17 protein-coding genes are annotated in these 15,308 nt (G+C 66.1%); 12 read left to right on the top strand and 5 right to left on the bottom strand.

Going from position 1 to position 15,308, the window contains the following annotated elements:
- Positions 1 to 6 precede the first annotated feature (6 nt).
- The gene (locus tag ACE10X_RS28440) at positions 7 to 843 is read right to left on the bottom strand and encodes a glyoxalase superfamily protein (protein ID WP_038385473.1); all 837 of its coding nucleotides are present in this window, start codon (positions 841 to 843) and stop codon (positions 7 to 9) included.
- A 273-nt stretch (positions 844 to 1,116) separates the two neighbouring features.
- On the opposite strand from ACE10X_RS28440, the gene ACE10X_RS28435 reads away from it, so the two are divergent.
- The 5 genes from ACE10X_RS28435 to ACE10X_RS28415 all read left to right on the top strand — a co-directional run bounded on the left by ACE10X_RS28435 (position 1,117) and on the right by ACE10X_RS28415 (position 4,796).
- Positions 1,117 to 1,353 carry a hypothetical protein gene (locus ACE10X_RS28435; RefSeq protein WP_038385472.1) on the top strand — a complete coding sequence of 79 codons (237 nt, stop codon included), beginning with the start codon at positions 1,117 to 1,119 and terminating at the stop codon, positions 1,351 to 1,353.
- 25 nt (positions 1,354 to 1,378) lie between these two features.
- Positions 1,379 to 2,320 (top strand): LysR family transcriptional regulator, encoded by a 942-nt coding sequence (locus ACE10X_RS28430; RefSeq protein WP_375763199.1) that lies wholly within the window; start codon positions 1,379 to 1,381, stop codon positions 2,318 to 2,320.
- A gap of 127 nt (positions 2,321 to 2,447) precedes the next feature.
- A complete protein-coding gene (locus ACE10X_RS28425) occupies positions 2,448 to 3,158 on the top strand; it encodes an SDR family NAD(P)-dependent oxidoreductase (protein ID WP_375763198.1) in 711 nt (236 codons plus the stop codon).
- A gap of 22 nt (positions 3,159 to 3,180) precedes the next feature.
- Positions 3,181 to 3,429, top strand: coding sequence for a 4-oxalocrotonate tautomerase family protein (locus tag ACE10X_RS28420; protein WP_375763197.1), 249 nt, complete (start codon positions 3,181 to 3,183; stop codon positions 3,427 to 3,429).
- 122 nt (positions 3,430 to 3,551) lie between these two features.
- Positions 3,552 to 4,796 (top strand): YbfB/YjiJ family MFS transporter, encoded by a 1,245-nt coding sequence (locus ACE10X_RS28415; protein ID WP_375763196.1) that lies wholly within the window; start codon positions 3,552 to 3,554, stop codon positions 4,794 to 4,796.
- On the opposite strand, the gene ACE10X_RS28410 is transcribed toward ACE10X_RS28415, so the two are convergent.
- From ACE10X_RS28410 to ACE10X_RS28395, 4 genes are all read right to left on the bottom strand, one after another.
- Positions 4,793 to 5,944, bottom strand: a complete 1,152-nt coding sequence (locus ACE10X_RS28410) for an aminotransferase class V-fold PLP-dependent enzyme (protein ID WP_375763195.1) — start codon at positions 5,942 to 5,944, stop codon at positions 4,793 to 4,795. The genes ACE10X_RS28415 and ACE10X_RS28410 overlap by 4 nt on opposite strands.
- A 54-nt stretch (positions 5,945 to 5,998) precedes the next feature.
- A complete protein-coding gene (locus tag ACE10X_RS28405; RefSeq protein WP_375763194.1) occupies positions 5,999 to 6,886 on the bottom strand; it encodes a hypothetical protein in 888 nt (295 codons plus the stop codon).
- Positions 6,887 to 6,971: 85 nt separating this feature from the next.
- A complete protein-coding gene (gene fliP, locus ACE10X_RS28400; protein WP_063709685.1) occupies positions 6,972 to 7,724 on the bottom strand; it encodes a flagellar type III secretion system pore protein FliP in 753 nt (250 codons plus the stop codon).
- Complete coding sequence (locus ACE10X_RS28395; protein WP_375763193.1) at positions 7,721 to 8,662, bottom strand: flagellar biosynthetic protein FliO; 942 nt, start codon at positions 8,660 to 8,662, stop codon at positions 7,721 to 7,723. Before ACE10X_RS28395 ends, fliP begins: the two co-directional genes overlap by 4 nt.
- Before the next feature lie 359 nt (positions 8,663 to 9,021).
- Between ACE10X_RS28395 and flgB the strand changes: the two genes are divergently transcribed.
- The 7 genes from flgB (at position 9,022) to cckA (ending at position 15,275) form a co-directional block, all read left to right on the top strand.
- A complete protein-coding gene (flgB, locus tag ACE10X_RS28390; RefSeq protein WP_038385465.1) occupies positions 9,022 to 9,432 on the top strand; it encodes a flagellar basal body rod protein FlgB in 411 nt (136 codons plus the stop codon).
- Between the two features lie 111 nt (positions 9,433 to 9,543).
- Positions 9,544 to 9,969 (top strand): flagellar basal body rod protein FlgC, encoded by a 426-nt coding sequence (gene flgC / locus ACE10X_RS28385; RefSeq protein ID WP_018272466.1) that lies wholly within the window; start codon positions 9,544 to 9,546, stop codon positions 9,967 to 9,969.
- A 26-nt stretch (positions 9,970 to 9,995) separates the two neighbouring features.
- A complete protein-coding gene (gene fliE / locus ACE10X_RS28380; RefSeq protein WP_038385464.1) occupies positions 9,996 to 10,307 on the top strand; it encodes a flagellar hook-basal body complex protein FliE in 312 nt (103 codons plus the stop codon).
- Between the two features lie 123 nt (positions 10,308 to 10,430).
- Positions 10,431 to 10,694 carry a flagellar biosynthesis protein FliQ gene (gene fliQ, locus ACE10X_RS28375; RefSeq protein WP_016844766.1) on the top strand — a complete coding sequence of 88 codons (264 nt, stop codon included), beginning with the start codon at positions 10,431 to 10,433 and terminating at the stop codon, positions 10,692 to 10,694.
- 18 nt (positions 10,695 to 10,712) lie between these two features.
- The gene (gene fliR, locus ACE10X_RS28370; RefSeq protein WP_016844767.1) at positions 10,713 to 11,483 is read left to right on the top strand and encodes a flagellar biosynthetic protein FliR; all 771 of its coding nucleotides are present in this window, start codon (positions 10,713 to 10,715) and stop codon (positions 11,481 to 11,483) included.
- Positions 11,484 to 11,494: 11 nt separating this feature from the next.
- Positions 11,495 to 12,568 carry a flagellar biosynthesis protein FlhB gene (gene flhB / locus ACE10X_RS28365; RefSeq protein WP_375763192.1) on the top strand — a complete coding sequence of 358 codons (1,074 nt, stop codon included), beginning with the start codon at positions 11,495 to 11,497 and terminating at the stop codon, positions 12,566 to 12,568.
- A gap of 142 nt (positions 12,569 to 12,710) precedes the next feature.
- Entirely contained in the window at positions 12,711 to 15,275 is a 2,565-nt protein-coding gene (gene cckA, locus ACE10X_RS28360; protein WP_038385461.1) for a cell cycle histidine kinase CckA, read from the top strand.
- Positions 15,276 to 15,308: the final 33 nt, after the last annotated feature.

Genomic DNA, 15,308 nt, shown 5'->3' with positions numbered 1-15,308 from the left:
AGGGGCTCACGGCCCGGCAGACACCCACGCGGTCGAAATGGTCCCGGTGGCGTCGAGCGCGATCCGCCAATGCGAGGCGCCGTTGGCGTGTCGCACACTGTAGACATCCTCGCCCTGCGCGCCGACGCCGAGGAAGCGTGTGGACTCGATCGCGCCGAGGTCGGCGAGGAAAGGCTGCAGGTGTGGCAATTGCTCGCGGGTCGCCGCGGCGAGCGCGGGGATCATGTCCGCATAGTCGGGCTGTCCCGATGCGACCCCCTCGATCAGGCGGCGGAGTGCGGCCTCGGTTCCGGGAGCCGGCGACTGGTTCTTCACACGTTCCGCGGTGCGATCCGCAATCTGCTTCGCGCTTGCAGCGTCGATGCGCGGCATCGGCTTGTCGCCATTTTGATGCAGGATCAGTGACGTCGCCTGATCGTCAGCCGCGATGACAAAGCTGATCTGCGCGTTGACCTCCCTGGCGAAAAACTCGGTCTGGCTCTCCGCAAAGAACGCCACGGCACGCTGCCCGGTGAGCTGTACAGCCAGGTGGTGATCCTCGCGCATCACACTGAGGACGGCCTGCTCGCTGAGCTGGTAGAAGCCGGCATAGCCATCGAGCACCGCCGGAGCGACTGCGATCTCTTGCCGCACCGCGTCCGGCGGCGATTGCTGAGCGGAGGCCGGCACGTCGGCAGATCCGCCGGCGGCCTGTATCCGCGCCGCCAGCGTGTTCCAGTCGCGCTGGCCGAACAGTTTGGCGATCAGCTCCAGGCTGTCGCTGTGGGTGAGGGGGATCGATTTGGCGCCGAGCGCTTCGCGCAGCGTCTGCGCCATGGTCTTGGCATCACGAAAGTCGCGCATGGGATCAACCTTTGCATCGACGAACGGAAGGCGTCAGGGGCTTGCGTTGCTGACCCGTTCGTGCGGGCAAAGGAAGCCTGAAACATGGCTTGATACATTCACCGTCCCCGGGCGGGGTGCAAGCGGCGGGTGGTATCGACCCTGCCAAATGTTCGCCGGAGACGAGCATTTTGTCAATTGCAACTGGTTGTGATCGCACGCGTGCTCTCGACATCCTGCCGTCAAATCGGCAACCATGGCGCCCGTTGCACAGCGCCGGGAGGACGTCGTTACATGAGCAAGCCGATCAAGACCGAAGCCGAACTCATCGAGATGGCGCGGGCCGAGTTGAAGGCCCATGCCAACTGCCCCGACGGCATCGACATCTCCGTGCTGCGCGACGGCGACAGCTGGGAGTTTCGCGCCAGCGCCGATGACGCCACGGTGGCGAGGCCCGGCTATCCCGAATGCGTCGCGATGCTGGTGCAGATCGGCGACCACCTCAGCAAGCAGTATGACGTGACGGAGTAACGGCGGCCGCGAAGCGGGGGGATCGATGGACCGCATCGACGCCATGAAAGTCTTCGTCGCGGCGGTCGACGAGGGCAGCCTCGCCGGTGCCGGGCGGAAACTGCGGCGCTCGCCGGCGGCGGTCAGCCGGGCGATCGCTTTCCTTGAGCATCATGTCGGCGCCGAGCTGTTACATCGCACGACACGCTCGCTGAAGCTGAGCGATGCCGGCCAGCGCTATGCGGCGGCGTGCCGGCGCATTCTCACCGAGCTCGAGGAAGCCGACACCTCGGCCGGCGGCGAGCGGTCGGTGCCGCGCGGTACGCTGACCGTCACCGCGCCCGTCGTCGTCGGCGAGGATGTGCTGCGGCCGGTGCTCGATGCCTTCATGACGCAATATCCGGCGGTGTCGGTGCGGCTCGTGATGCTCGATCGTACCGTCAATCTGATCGACGAGGGGATCGACGTCGCGCTGCGCATCGCCCATCTCGCCGATTCCAATTTCATCGCGATCAAGCTCGGCGAGGTGCGCCGCGTGGTCGCGGCATCCCCCGGCTATCTCGCGCAGCATCCGCTGATCGGCGAGCCGGCGGACCTGGCGAAGCACCAGATCATCGCCATGACGCATTTCGGCCTCGACTCCTGGAGCTTCCCGCCGGCCGCGAAGTCGAAGATCGCGCGCGCAGTCCAGTTCGCACCGCGGCTGGTGGTCAACACGGTGCGCGCGGCAGTGGCCTCGGCCAGCGAAGGACACGGCGTCACCCGGCTGTTCTCGTATCACATCGCCGAGGAAATCCGCGACGGGCGGCTGCGGATATTGCTTGCCAAGGACGAGCATCCGCCATTGCCGGTGCATCTTTTGGCGCCGCAGGGCCGCTTCGACGTGCCCAAGGTGCGCGCCTTCGTCGATTTCACGACGCCGCGGCTGAAGCGCTATTTCGAGCGGCTGTCGCGCGAGGCCAGCAAGGCCGGCGCGAAAGCCCGATGACGCCAGTCGTTCGCGCCGCGGAAGAGTGTCTGCCGAATAGCGGGCATTCGCGCGGAAAGCGGATGTATCTAGCTTGCTCTCCATCGAAGCGGCGCTGGGTCGCTTCAGCAACAGATGGAGAGAGATCATGGGTGCAGAGCAGAAGGTTGCCATCGTCACCGGTGCGTCGCAGGGCCTCGGCGACGCCATCGTCAAGGGCTATCGCGACCGCAACTGGCGCGTCGTCGCCAATTCCCGCAGCATCAAGCCGTCGACCGACAGCGACGTTCTGACCGTCGCAGGCGACATCGGCGATCCCGAAGTTGCCGACCGCATCGTCAAGCAGGCGCTCGGACGCTTCGGCCGCATCGACACGCTGGTCAACAACGCCGGCATCTTCCTGGCCAAGCCGTTCACCGACTACACCGACCAGGACTACGCGCAGGTGCTGGCGACCAATCTCAACGGCTTCTTCTACATCACCCGCCGCGCCGCCAGGGAGATGGTGAAGCAGGGATCCGGGCACATCGTGCAGATCACGACCAGCCTGGTCGATCACGCCAACAGCAACGTTCCCTCGGTGCTGGCGACGCTGACCAAGGGCGGACTGAACGCCGCCACCAAGTCGCTCGCGATCGAATATGCCGACAAGGGCATCCGCGTGAACGCGGTCTCGCCCGGTGTGATCAAGACGCCGATGCACGCGCCCGCGACGCACGACTTCCTTGCCAAGCAGCATCCGGTCGGCCGGATGGGTGAAGCCAAGGACATCGTCGACGCCGTGCTGTTCCTTGAGAATTCGAGCTTCGTCACCGGCGAGATCCTGCATGTCGACGGCGGCCAGAGCGCCGGCCACTAACGAGCACGATCCGGAGCGTGTCATGCCTATCGTCACCATCCAGGTCACGCGTGAGGGGACGGCGCCGGGTGCGTCGTCCACCACGCTGGAGCAGAAAGCCGCACTGATCAAGGGCGCCAGCGAGCTGCTGCGCGACGTGCTCGGCAAGCCCATGGAATCGACCTTCGTCATCATTGAGGAAGTCGACACCGACAATTGGGGCTGGGGCGGGCTGCCCGCGGTCGACTATCGCAAGAAGCTCGCTGCTTCCGCGGCGGCATCGTCCCGCTGACGGCTTTCATCACATCGAACCGGGCACCTCTCCCGATCGGGAGCGGTGCGCCGCGATCGCCGTGAACGATTGCTGCGATCGCAACTAATCATTTTTCACGAACGGCCGGAGCGCCTATTGCGATGTCCATGTCAGCCAATGTCGATCATGACAGGCGCCATCATCACGCCGAGCCGCACCGGGATGCAGGCGGGCCGCTGTGGCTGTGCGCGGCCGCGGGGCTCTGCGCCTCGCTGGTCGGGCTCGGACTGGCGCGCTTCGCGTATACACCGCTGATCCCCGCTTTGATCGCCGCAAAGTGGTTCACGCCGGCGGAAGCGGTCTATCTCGGTGCCGCCAACCTTGCCGGCTATCTCGCCGGCGCGTTGATCGCCCGCGATCTCGGCGCGCGCATCGGCTCGGTATGGGCGCTGCGCGGCATGATGGTGCTGGCCGCCATCACCTGCTTTGCCTGCGCGGTGCCGATCTCCTTCATCTGGTTCTTCGGCTTCCGCTTTCTCGCCGGCGTCAGCGGCGGCGTGATCATGGTGCTGGCGGCGACGGCGATCCTGCCGCATACCGCGCCGAGCAAGCGCGGCCTGATCGGCGGCGTGATCTTTGCCGGTGTTGGCCTCGGCGTCGCCGCGTCAGGCACGCTGGTGCCGCTGTTGCTGCAGCAGGGCGTCAAGCAGGCCTGGTACGGCCTTGGCGTGCTGTCGGCGGTGCTGACACTGATCAGCTGGAAGGCGTGGCCCGCCGAAGCTCCCGCCGCGCGAGGCGTGGCGGAGCAGCCCGTTGCGTCGCACGGCGTGCGCTCGCCGCTGGTGATCGCGCTGTGCCTGGAATACGGCCTCAACGCGCTGGCGCTGGTGCCGCACATGGTGTTCCTGGTCGATTTCGTCGCGCGCGGGCTCGGGCAGGGGATCGCGGCGGGATCGCATTACTGGGTGCTGTACGGCATCGGCGCCGTGGTCGGACCGTTGCTCACGGGACACCTCGCCGATCGCGCCGGCTTCGCCGCGGCGCTGCGCGCGGCGTTCCTGATCGAGGCCGTTGCGGTTGCGCTGCCCGCCGTGACGAATTCGCCTGCTGCGCTGATCGGGTCGAGCCTGATCGTCGGCGGCTTCACGCCCGGCATCGTGCCGCTGGTGATCGGCCGCATCCACGAGCTGATCCCGCATTCGGCAGCGAGCCAGCGTTCAGCCTGGGCGCAGGCCACCACGACCTTCGCGCTGTTCCAGGCGGCGGGCGCCTACGGCCTGTCCTGGCTGTTCGCGCACAGCGGCGGCGACTATGCGCTGCTGTTCCTGATCGGCGCGGCCGGAGTGGCTGTCGCGCTGGCGATTGAATTATTCAGCGTCGTCGGACTGCGGCACAAGTCTACCTAGCCGCGCAGCGCTTTCGTGAGCACCGCGACGAGGCGATCGACATCGGCCTCGTCGTTGAAAACGTGCGGCGAGATCCGCATCCGGCCAAGCCGCAGCGCGACATGGATGTTCTCGGCGGCGAGCCGCGCGATCAACTCCTTCGAGATGCCACCTGGCATGCCGAGGCTCAGGATGTGCGGCGCGCGCATGCTGCGCGCCGGCACGTCGAGTCCGAGGTCACGCACGCCGTCGGCAATCCGCTCGTTGAGCATCGCGAGCCGCGCGCTGACGGCAGCGGCGCCCCATTCCGCCATCATCTCCATGCCGATCGAGGCCATCTCCAGCGTGATGAAATGATCGCGCTCGCCCATGTCGTAACGCGTGGCGTTGTCGACATAGGCGAGATCGCCGAAATAGACCGGGTTCTCGGAGTTGACGTTGCGGCGGCCACTGGAGGTCTGCTCCAGCGGCACGCCGTTCTGGTGGCGTTTTGCAATGTAGAGGAAGGCGCGGCCGTAGGGTCCGATCAGCCATTTGTAGGTCGGAAACATCACGGCGTCGGGGTCGAGTCTTGTCACGTCCATCGCCACGACACCCGCGCTCTGCGTCGCGTCGATCACGAACATCGCGCCCTGCCGCCGCAGCGCGGCCTGCACCTTGTCGACATCGATCAAGCCGCCGTCCGACCAGTGCACCGACGAGATCGAGGCGAGGCCGACCGGCGGCGCGCCTGGCCGCTCGATCGCCCCGAGCACGGCCGATGTCCAGTCGCCGTCGGCGGGCTGGCGCACGGTGTCGACGACGAAGCCCTGCGCCTCGGCGCGGGCGTGCCATTCCAGCACCGGCGAGGAATGGTCGTTCTCCAGCACGATGACGCGCGTGCCGCGCGGAATGTTCAGCGCTTTCGCCACCGTCGCGACGCCGTAGCTGATCGCGGGGATCAGCGCGACATCGTCAGGTGCGGCATTGATCAGGCGGGCGGCCGCGCTACGGGCGCGCTGATGCTGGCGGCTAGCGAAGCCGGGATCGATCGTCCAGGGCTGGCCCTTGCGTCCCACCGCCGCGCGGCCGGCGTCGAGCGTCTTCAGCGGCAGCGGGCTGTAGGACGCCGAATTCAGGTAGCAGACCTCGCGTGGAATCTCGAACAGATGGCGCTGGGAAGGAAGCATGTCGTCTCGTTGCTGGAATTTGCGGATGATGGCGTGACGTGGAAGAGCGCGCGCTCAGCCGTCATACTGGTCCGGCCCCATCGCCCATGGCGCCTGGTCGTAGCCGTTGGCGAAGGTGCGGTTGGTCTGCGCCGGATTGCGGTTGACCAGCGGCCGCAGATACATCGGATGGGTGGCGCTGCGCACCTCGTGCTCGACGGTGAACAGATGCCGGCCGTCGGCCGGATCGACGATGTCGCAGAAGCGGTACTGGTATTGATTGTCCTCGCGCGAGACCAGATTGCGCCCGCGCAGCCGCTGATAGGGGCCCGAGAAGTCCGTGATGTAGATCTGGATGTGATGGCCGTCGAATTCACCCTGCGCCGCGTCGCTCTCGCGGAATTGCAGATACTGATCCTTGCCGACTTTTGCGCGCGCGACGACACCGTCACTGTTCACGACGCTGGCGGGGATGCCCATGATCTCAGGATAGAACCGGCTGATCGCCTCAGCCGGGCCGCGCGGCACGTCGAACTCGACATAGGGCATGCCGAGCGCGATGCGCCCGAACCGTTCGGCGTCCGGTTCAAAGCAGCGCAGCCGGTTGCCCCAGGGGCAGGTGGCCTCGACGTGATCGTTGCGCTCGCGATAACTGAACGCGGTGCCCTCGAGCTTGGGTGCGACCGCGGCGAGCCGTTGCAGCAGGGCCTGCCGTCCGGCGATCACGATGCCGGTGTCGCCGCGCAGCACCTGCGGCCGGCCGCTCGGCAGATGAAACTGGCTGCGGCCGGCATTCACCCACATGTTGCTGTCGGAGACTATCAGATAGGGATCGCGGGTCAGCCCGATGCCGGCGACGTAGAACAGCGTGGCGAGGCGCTGGTCGGGCACCTGCACGTTGACATGTTCAAGATGGATGGCGTTGCCGAGGTCTTCTGCGGCGCGGTCGAATGGCTGCTGCACGGCGCGGCTCCCTGGATGCGGTGCCGCGCATGATAGTGCAACGGTGTGGCCGATCCAGCTGACGGGCCATGAATGTTTTGCGGGGCTACCCCCCGTAGCTTTGCACCAGGCTGCCGGCGACCAGGGCCCAGCCGTCGACCAGCACGAAGAAGATCAGCTTGAACGGCAGCGAGACCACCACCGGGGGCAGCATCATCATGCCCATCGACATCAGGACCGAGGCGACCACGAGGTCGATGATCAAAAACGGCAGGAACAGCAGGAAGCCGATCTCGAAGGCGCGTTTCAGCTCGGAGATCATGAAGGCCGGGACCAGGATGCGCAGCGACATCTCCTCCGGCGTCGCCGGCGGCGGCTCGCCGGAGAGGTCCATGAACAGCTTCAAATCCTTCTCGCGGACGTTCTTCTGCATGAAGCCGCGCAAGGGGACCGAGGCGCGCTGCAACGCGTCCTCAACGCCGATCTGGTTGGCGACCAGCGGCTTGATGCCGTCGTCATAGGATTTCTGCAGCACCGGGCCCATCACGAAGGCGGTGAGGAACATCGCAAGCGCGATCATCACCGAGTTCGGCGGCGCGGTGGCGGTGCCGAGCGCGGTGCGCAGCAGCGACAGCACGACCACGATGCGCGTGAACGACGTCATCATGATCAGGATCGACGGCGCGATCGACAGCACCGTCAGCAGCGCAATCAGCTGGATCGCGCGCTCGGTCACGCCGCCATTGCCGCCGCCAAGATTGATGCTGATATCCTGCGCCATCGCCGGATCAGCGAGGGATCCGGCGGCGATCAGGACAGCGATGAAAAAAACTCTACGCGGGACTGCCCCTGGTCTCACGAAGGATTCTTCGGTCGGCCGAGCAGCGAGGCCATCTCGTCCTCGAGATTTTCGAACCCGCTCTTCTGTCCGCCGGCGGGCGGGGCGGGCGGCTCGCTGCGCTGCGGGCGCACCGGCGGCGCATCGGGCGCAACCGGCGGCGCGACGGTCTCGCCGGCGCCGGTCGGGCGGCGCAGCGCCGCTTCGAGCCGTTGCGCCATCTCGGCGAGATTGGCGTCGGCGTTCGATGGAGGCGGCGCGGCCGAAGGCGCCTGCGTCGCAGCCGGCGGCGGTGCCTGGGGAGGCGGTGGCGGCGGCGTCACGGCGCGCTCGGTTGTGCGCAGCGGCGGCGGTGCCTTCGGCGGCTCGGCGGCGCGCGGCGGACGCGGGACGACCGGCTCGGAGCGCGGCGGCAGGCGTGGCGGCATCGGATCGGGCCGCGGCTCGCCGCGTTCGGGCGTGAAGCCCGCGAGCGGATCGCTGCGACGCTCGGCGAGCGGCGGCGGGGGCCGGCGCAGCTCGTCGGCGAAGGAGGGCCGCGCCTGACGCGGCGGCAGCTCCTGCTCGGGAAGCTCGAAATTGTCGGAGCGGGCGGCTTCGCTCTCGTTCCACGCTGCATCCGGAAGCGGCGCCACGCGCGGCGGCGCGGCATCGGCTGCAACCGCGGGGCGGGTCGACATTTGATCGCGCGCGGGCATCGCGCGGACGATATTCGGCTCGACGACGATATCGGTGGGGCCGCCGATCATCAGGAGATGCTCGATATTGTCGCGGCGGACCAGCACTAGGCGGCGGCGCCCGTCGACGGCGGCAGCGTCGATCACCGCCAGGCGCGGCATGCGTCCTCGGTTGGCGTTGGCCCCGAGGCGGTTTCCGGCGAAGCGGCGGACGAGCCATGCGGTCACGCCGATCAGCGCCAGCACGACAACGAATGCCAAGACGAATGTAATGACCTGCATATTGGAGTCCCCGGCCATCTTGGCCTTCCTCAGCTTTCGCCATCAACGGGCGCGGATTGATAGGTGCGGTTTGCGCAGCGAATCGCGCCCGAGATTCGCCTTATTTCTTAATTCCCAGCGGCTTGCAGCCCACTGTTCTATTAATAAACCAAGAATCGCTTGTCCCAAAACGACTTCTCAGTGCCCCACACTGTCTTGGTTTGTGCTGGTTAACGCAGCATTCGTGGCGAAAATGCGCTCGCAGGCTGCAGTTGCGGCGTTCTCCACGGATCCGTCCGGCATTTTAACCACCTGTTAACCATACACCGGGCAAATTCTGCCTACCTCGGAAGAGCCCAGAGGTTAACGGAGCCGCGGCGATGGCCATGAACGATCTCCCGATCCTGTCGGCGTTGCGCACCAAGATGCAGTGGCACCAGGAGCGCCAGCGGGTGCTCGCCGAGAACATTTCCAATTCCGACACGCCGAGCTTCCGGCCGCGCGACCTGGTCGAGCCGAAGTTCGACCGGGCCGGCGCCACGGTCGGCGGCGGCGTGGGGACGCTGCCGATGATGCAGACCAGCACCACCCACATGGCGGCGTCCGGGGCGCCCGACAGCTTCGACAACGATCGCGGCAAGAGCGGGTTTCAGACCCGCCCGGCCGGCAACGCGGTCAATCTCGAGGAGCAGATGCTGAAAGTGTCGGCCAACCAGATGGACTATGCGGCCGTCACCTCGCTCTACAGCCGCAGCCTGCATCTGCTGAAAACCGCGATCGGCAAGGGCTAGGGCATGACCCGGAAAAGTGTGAAGCGGCTTTCCGTCGCGACAAACGCGGAACGCGTTTGCGCGGAGATCGTGCCCCAACCAGCAAAGGCCTGACGGCGGCAGGAGGATCCCATGGCAGATGGAACAAGCGATTTCGCCCGCTCGATGAGCATCGCGACCTCAGGCCTGCGGGCGCAGGCGGGGCGCATGCGGGTGATCTCGGAAAATATCGCCAATGCCGATTCGACGGCGCAGACCGCGGGCGGCGACCCCTACCGCCGCAAGGTGCCGACCTTCTCCTCCACGCTCGATCGCACGCTCGACGCCCAGGTCGTGGCGCTGGGCCGGATCCGCCCCGACCAGTCTTCGTTCCGTGTCAAGCACGAGCCGGGCAATCCGGCGGCGGACGCCTCGGGCAACGTCAAATATCCGAACGTCAATGCGATGGTCGAAATGACCGACATGCGCGATGCCCAGCGCTCCTACGAGGCCAACCTCAACATTATCAGCGCGACGCGGCGGATGATCCAGCGCACGCTCGACATCCTCAAGTCCTGACGCAACAAGAACAGGGAACGTAAATCATGGCTACACCGACAGTCGCCGCCAACGCCTACGCCAACCTCGCCAAGATGATGGAGCGCGGCGGCGCCGAGAAGGCCGGGCAGGCCGTCGCCGGCCCATCCTTCAGCGCGCTGCTGAAGGACTCCGTCGGCAGCGTGCTGGAAGCGGGCAAGAAGTCCGACGCGCAGACCATGGCGATGGCCTCGGGCAAGGCGAACGTGATGGACGTGGTGACGGCGGTCGCCGACACCGACGTTGCGGTGTCGACGCTGGTCTCGGTGCGCGACCGCGTGATCCAGGCCTATGAAGACATCATGAAGATGCCGATTTGACGTCGCTTGCGACGCCATCCCGGGGCGATGCGCAGCATCGAGCCGGGATCTCGAGGCTCCGGTTCGATGCTTTGCATCGCCCCCGGAACGACGGTGCAAACAACTGACAGCGAGAACTCAACAATGACCGGCCCCGAAACCCTCGACGTGGCGCGCGATGCGATCTGGACCATCGTGGTGGTGTCGTCGCCCCTGATGGTGGTCGGCCTCGTGGTCGGCGTCGTGGTGTCGCTGTTCCAGGCGCTGACGCAAATCCAGGAACAGACCCTGATTTTCGTGCCGAAGATCCTCGCGATCTTCGTCACATTGCTGCTGGCGCTGCCGTTCATGGCGGACTCGCTCTCCAGCCACATGATGCGGATTTCATCGCGAATCATCGGCGGTTGATGCACTAATGCCGCGGTCATGCGCATCGATGTCTCCCTGCTGCCGGCGCTGGCCGCGATTTTCGTGCTGGTCTTCGCGCGCGTGGGCGCGATGGTGATGCTGCTGCCCGGTTTCGGCGAGAGCAACATCCCGGCGCGGGTCAAGCTGTCGATCGCGCTATTGCTGACGCTGATCATCCTTCCCCTGCATCGCAACGCCTATCATGTCGACCTGACGTCGATCTCCTCGCTCGGGGTCCTGATGGTGCATGAGCTCATCATCGGCATCGTGCTCGGCGCGACCGCGCGGGTGACGCTGTCGGCGCTCAACGTCGCGGGCTCCGTGATTGCGCAGCAGCTCGGCCTCGGCTTCGTCACCGCGGTCGATCCGACCCAGGGGCAACAGGGCCAGATCATCGGCAACTTCCTCACCATCCTCGGCCTCACGCTGCTGTTTGCGACCGACAGCCACTATCTCGTCATTGCGGCGCTGAGCGAGAGCTACCGGATCTTCTCGCCGGGCGAGATCATGCCGACCGGCGATGTCGCCGCGCTTGCGACCTCGGCCTTCTCAGCCGCCTTCAAGATCGGCCTGCAGCTGTCCGCGCCGTTCCTGGTGTTCGGCCTGGTCTTCAACATCGGGCTCGGCGTGCTGGCGCGGCTGATGCCGCAGATGCAGGTCTATTTCGTCGGCGTGCCGCTCTCGATCATGGTCGGGTTCCTGATCTTCGGCGTCGTGCTCGCGGCGATGATGAACACCTATCTCGACTATTTCCTCGGCGTCATGCGCCAGCTCGCTCCGATGAATTAGGGGGAGAAGAAGTGGCGGACGACACCGAAGACAAAACAGAAGACCCTACGCAAAAACGTCTCGATGAAGCCCTCGAGAAAGGTGACGTCGCCAAGAGCCAGGAGGTCAACACCTGGTTCGTGATCGCCGGCGGCACCTTGGTGCTGTCGACCTTCTCGGGCTCGATCGGCAGCGGCATCTTGATGCCGCTGCGCAACCTGATCGCCAATTCATGGATGATCCGCACCGACGGCGCCGGCCTGCTGGCGCTGACACAGTCGCTCGGCTACGCGGTGGTCGCCGCGATCGGCGTGCCGTTCCTGTTGCTGGCGCTGGCCGCGATCGCGGGCAACATGGTGCAGCATCAGCTGGTGTGGTCGGGCGAGCAGCTCAAGCCGAAATTCTCCAAGATCTCGCCGGCTGCCGGCTTCAAGCGGCTGTTCGGCAAGCAGGCGGTGGCGAATTTCCTGAAGGGCCTGTTCAAGCTGATCGCGCTCGGCGCCGTGATGGTCGCGGTGCTGTGGCCCGATCGGATGCGGATGGAATCCTTCCTGCGGGTCGATCCGGCCGAGCTGCTGCCCGCCATCACCGGCATGACGGTGCACCTGTTGGCGGCGGTGGTGGCCATCCTCGCTGCGGTCGCGATCGCCGATTACTTCTTCCAGTACCGGACCTGGTACGAGCGTCACAAAATGTCGCTGCAGGAGATGAAGGAGGAGTTCAAGCAGTCGGAAGGCGACCCGCACGTCAAGGGCAGGATCAAGCAATTGCGGGTCCAGCGCGCCAAGAAGCGCATGATGGCCCAGGTTCCGAAGGCCTCGGTGATCATCACCAACCCGACCCACTATTCGGTGGCGCTGGCCTACGACCGCAGCATGTCGGCGCCGATCTGCGTCGCCAAGGGCGTCGACATCATCGCCTTCAAGATCCGGGAGGTCGCCAAGGAGCACGACATTCCGATCGTGGAGAACGTGCCGCTGGCCCGGGCGCTCTATGCGACGGTCGAGATCGACCGGGAGATCCCGGTCGAGCACTATCACGCGGTTGCCGAAATCATCGGCTACGTGATGCGGCTGAGGCGCGGCCTGTCCGGCCTGCGTCAGTAAGGGGCGGAAAACCAGCTTGAAATGCGCGTAACTTGCGAAATTGCCGCCTGATGGACTTGCGTTTTCGGGTCCGATTCAGGCACTCAGGGGCGAGGTGGCCGGCCGGTCGCCTTCGTGATGCAGACGAGCCATGTCTCTCCAGATGACCGCCGATAGCAACGATCCTTCCGTGACTGAGCCGTTCGTGGCTCACGGGCCAGCGCGGCGGAACGGCAGCATCCTGCTGGTGGTCCTGATCGCCGCCGGCATCGTCGCGGTGGCGGTCTGGCTGATGACCATCGGCCGCACCGAGGCGCAGCCCTATATCCTCGGCGTGCTGGCGCTGCTCGCTACCGTCGGGCTGTTCAACCTGTTCGCCCTTGCCGCCGGCATCATCCGCTTCTCCGACCGCGCCACAGATGATCCGGTGATGGCGCGGATCGCCGACCAGGCCCAGGAAGGGCTCGTCGTCACCGACTCCCGCGGCCACGTGGTCTATTCCAACGCCGCCTATCTCACGCTGACCGGCGCGGCCGGGCCGCAGGACGTCCGTCCGGTCGAGCGCGTCTTCATCGGCAACCCCGACGTCTCCGAGGCCGTGTTCCGCCTTTTGAAGGCTGCCCGCGAGGGCAAGCGGCAGCAGGAGGAGGTCCGCGTCGCCGGCCACGAGGCCGGGCAAGGCCGCTGGCTGCGCCTGCGGGTACGCCCGCTCGGCGAGGGCAAGCGCGATGCGAAATACGCGGTTTGGTCGATCGCCGACGTCACCCGCGACCGCGAGCGCCAGGAAGACGTGTTCCAGGAGCTGCGACACGCGATCGAATATCTCGATCACGCGCCATGCGGCTTCTTCTCGGTCAATCCGGCCGGCGAGATCGCCTATGTCAACGCCACGCTGGCCAACTGGCTGGACTACGATCTGGCCGAGATCGGCTCGGGCGGCCTGAAACTGACCGACATCGTCTCGGGCGACGGCGCGGCGCTGTTGACCTCGATTGCGGCGGTGCCGGGCGAGGTCAAGACCGAGGTGTTCGATATCGACCTGCGGATGCGCGGCGGCAAGACCGTGCCGGTGCGGCTCTATCACAAGCTCGCCTTCGGCGCCGACGGCGCGGCAGGCGCCTCGCGCACGCTGGTGATCAGCCGCGCCCGCGACGAGCATTCCGATCCGGAGCGCGCCGCCGAGGTGCGCTTCATGCGCTTCTTCGACCATACGCCGATGGCGATCGCGACCGTCGATCGCGGCGGCAATGTGGTCGGCGCCAATGCGCGCTATGCCAAGCTGGCGCAGGGCCTGAACGGCGACGGCGGCGCCGCCAAGTCGATCTTCCGCGCCGTCAATCCGCGCGACCGCGGCCTCCTGATCGCCGCGATCAACCAGGCGGCCGAGGGCCAGGGCGACATCGCGCCGGTCGAGGTGATGCTCGACGGGCCCAAGGAGCGCTTTGCCCAGTTCTTCGTCACCACCGTCGAGAAAGACGAGCGCGACGCCGAGACCGCGATCGTCTACATGCTCGAGACCACCGAGCGGCGCGCGCTGGAAAACCAGATCAACCAGTCGCAGAAGATGGAGATGGTCGGCCAGCTCGCCGGCGGCATCGCGCACGACTTCAATAATGTGCTGTCGGCCATCATGATGGCCAACGACTTCCTGCTGAACGCGCACAAGCCGACCGACCCGTCGTTCCAGGACATCATGCAGATCAAGCAGAACGCCACCCGCGCCGCGACGCTGGTGCGGCAGCTGCTTGCATTCTCGCGCCGCCAGACGCTGCGGCCGCAGGTGCTCGATCTCGGCGATGCATTGAGCGACCTCACCATGCTGCTGCGCCGGCTGATCGGCGAGAAGGTCAAGCTCGACCTGGTGCATGGCCGCGACCTGTGGCCGGTGAAGGTCGACGTCTCGCAATTCGAGCAGGTGGTGGTCAATCTCGCGGTCAACGCGCGCGATGCGATGCCCGACGGCGGCAAGCTGATCATCCGCACCGCCAATGTGCCTACCGAGGAAGCCGCCCAGCTCGCCAACAAGGGCATGCCAGCGGCAGACTATGTGAAGATCGAGATCGCCGACACCGGCACCGGCATTCCGGCCGAGATCATCGACAAGATCTTCGAGCCGTTCTTCTCGACCAAGGAAGTCGGCAAGGGGACCGGTCTCGGCCTGTCCACGGTCTACGGTATCGTCAAGCAGACCGGCGGCTTCGTCTATGTCGATTCCGTGCCGGGCGGCGGCACCACGTTCCGCATCTATCTGCCGCGGCATCGCCAGGAGCAAGAGGTCGCACCGGAGGCCCAGGCCGGCAACGGTGCGGCCAAGGAACCCGCCGTGGAAGCCGCCAAGCCGAAGCCCGATCTCACCGGGCAGGGCACCATCCTGCTGGTGGAGGACGAGGACGGCCTGCGCTCGCTCAATGCGCGCGGGCTGCGTTCGCGCGGCTACAGCGTGATCGAGGCGGCGAACGGCGTCGAGGCGCTGGAGGCGTTCGAGGAGAAGAACGGCGCCGTCGATCTCGTCGTCTCCGACGTCGTGATGCCGGAGATGGACGGCCCGACGCTGCTGAAGGAAATGCGCAGCCGCAACGCGGAGCTGAAGATCATCTTCGTCTCAGGCTATGCCGAGGACGCGTTCGAGAAGAGCCTGCCGGAGAACCAGCAGTTCGCATTCCTGCCGAAGCCCTTCACGTTGACGCAGCTGGTCGCCGCGGTGAAGGAAACCATGACGGCGAACTAGCCGGTTGCCGCGGCAACCGGCTTCACTTCTCGC

The sequence above is a fragment of the Bradyrhizobium sp. Pha-3 genome, from assembly GCF_042258325.1.
GTDB classification, from domain to species: Bacteria; Pseudomonadota; Alphaproteobacteria; order Rhizobiales; family Xanthobacteraceae; genus Bradyrhizobium; species Bradyrhizobium elkanii.
Note: the sequence above shows the minus strand (reverse complement) of the source record. Positions and strands in the feature narration are given on the sequence as shown.

Excerpts from the sequence above, each read along its gene's own strand:
- ACE10X_RS28440 (WP_038385473.1), bottom strand. The coding sequence starts at position 843 with ATGCGCGACTTTCGTGATGCCAAGACCATGGCGCAGACGCTGCGCGAA.
- ACE10X_RS28435 (WP_038385472.1), top strand. The coding sequence starts at position 1,117 with ATGAGCAAGCCGATCAAGACCGAAGCCGAACTCATCGAGATGGCGCGG.
- ACE10X_RS28430 (WP_375763199.1), top strand. The coding sequence starts at position 1,379 with ATGGACCGCATCGACGCCATGAAAGTCTTCGTCGCGGCGGTCGACGAG.
- ACE10X_RS28425 (WP_375763198.1), top strand. The coding sequence starts at position 2,448 with ATGGGTGCAGAGCAGAAGGTTGCCATCGTCACCGGTGCGTCGCAGGGC.
- ACE10X_RS28420 (WP_375763197.1), top strand. The coding sequence starts at position 3,181 with ATGCCTATCGTCACCATCCAGGTCACGCGTGAGGGGACGGCGCCGGGT.
- ACE10X_RS28415 (WP_375763196.1), top strand. The coding sequence starts at position 3,552 with ATGTCCATGTCAGCCAATGTCGATCATGACAGGCGCCATCATCACGCC.
- ACE10X_RS28410 (WP_375763195.1), bottom strand. The coding sequence starts at position 5,944 with ATGCTTCCTTCCCAGCGCCATCTGTTCGAGATTCCACGCGAGGTCTGC.
- ACE10X_RS28395 (WP_375763193.1), bottom strand. The coding sequence starts at position 8,662 with ATGCAGGTCATTACATTCGTCTTGGCATTCGTTGTCGTGCTGGCGCTG.
- flgB (WP_038385465.1), top strand. The coding sequence starts at position 9,022 with ATGGCCATGAACGATCTCCCGATCCTGTCGGCGTTGCGCACCAAGATG.
- flgC (WP_018272466.1), top strand. The coding sequence starts at position 9,544 with ATGGCAGATGGAACAAGCGATTTCGCCCGCTCGATGAGCATCGCGACC.
- fliE (WP_038385464.1), top strand. The coding sequence starts at position 9,996 with ATGGCTACACCGACAGTCGCCGCCAACGCCTACGCCAACCTCGCCAAG.
- fliQ (WP_016844766.1), top strand. The coding sequence starts at position 10,431 with ATGACCGGCCCCGAAACCCTCGACGTGGCGCGCGATGCGATCTGGACC.
- fliR (WP_016844767.1), top strand. The coding sequence starts at position 10,713 with ATGCGCATCGATGTCTCCCTGCTGCCGGCGCTGGCCGCGATTTTCGTG.
- cckA (WP_038385461.1), top strand. The coding sequence starts at position 12,711 with ATGACCGCCGATAGCAACGATCCTTCCGTGACTGAGCCGTTCGTGGCT.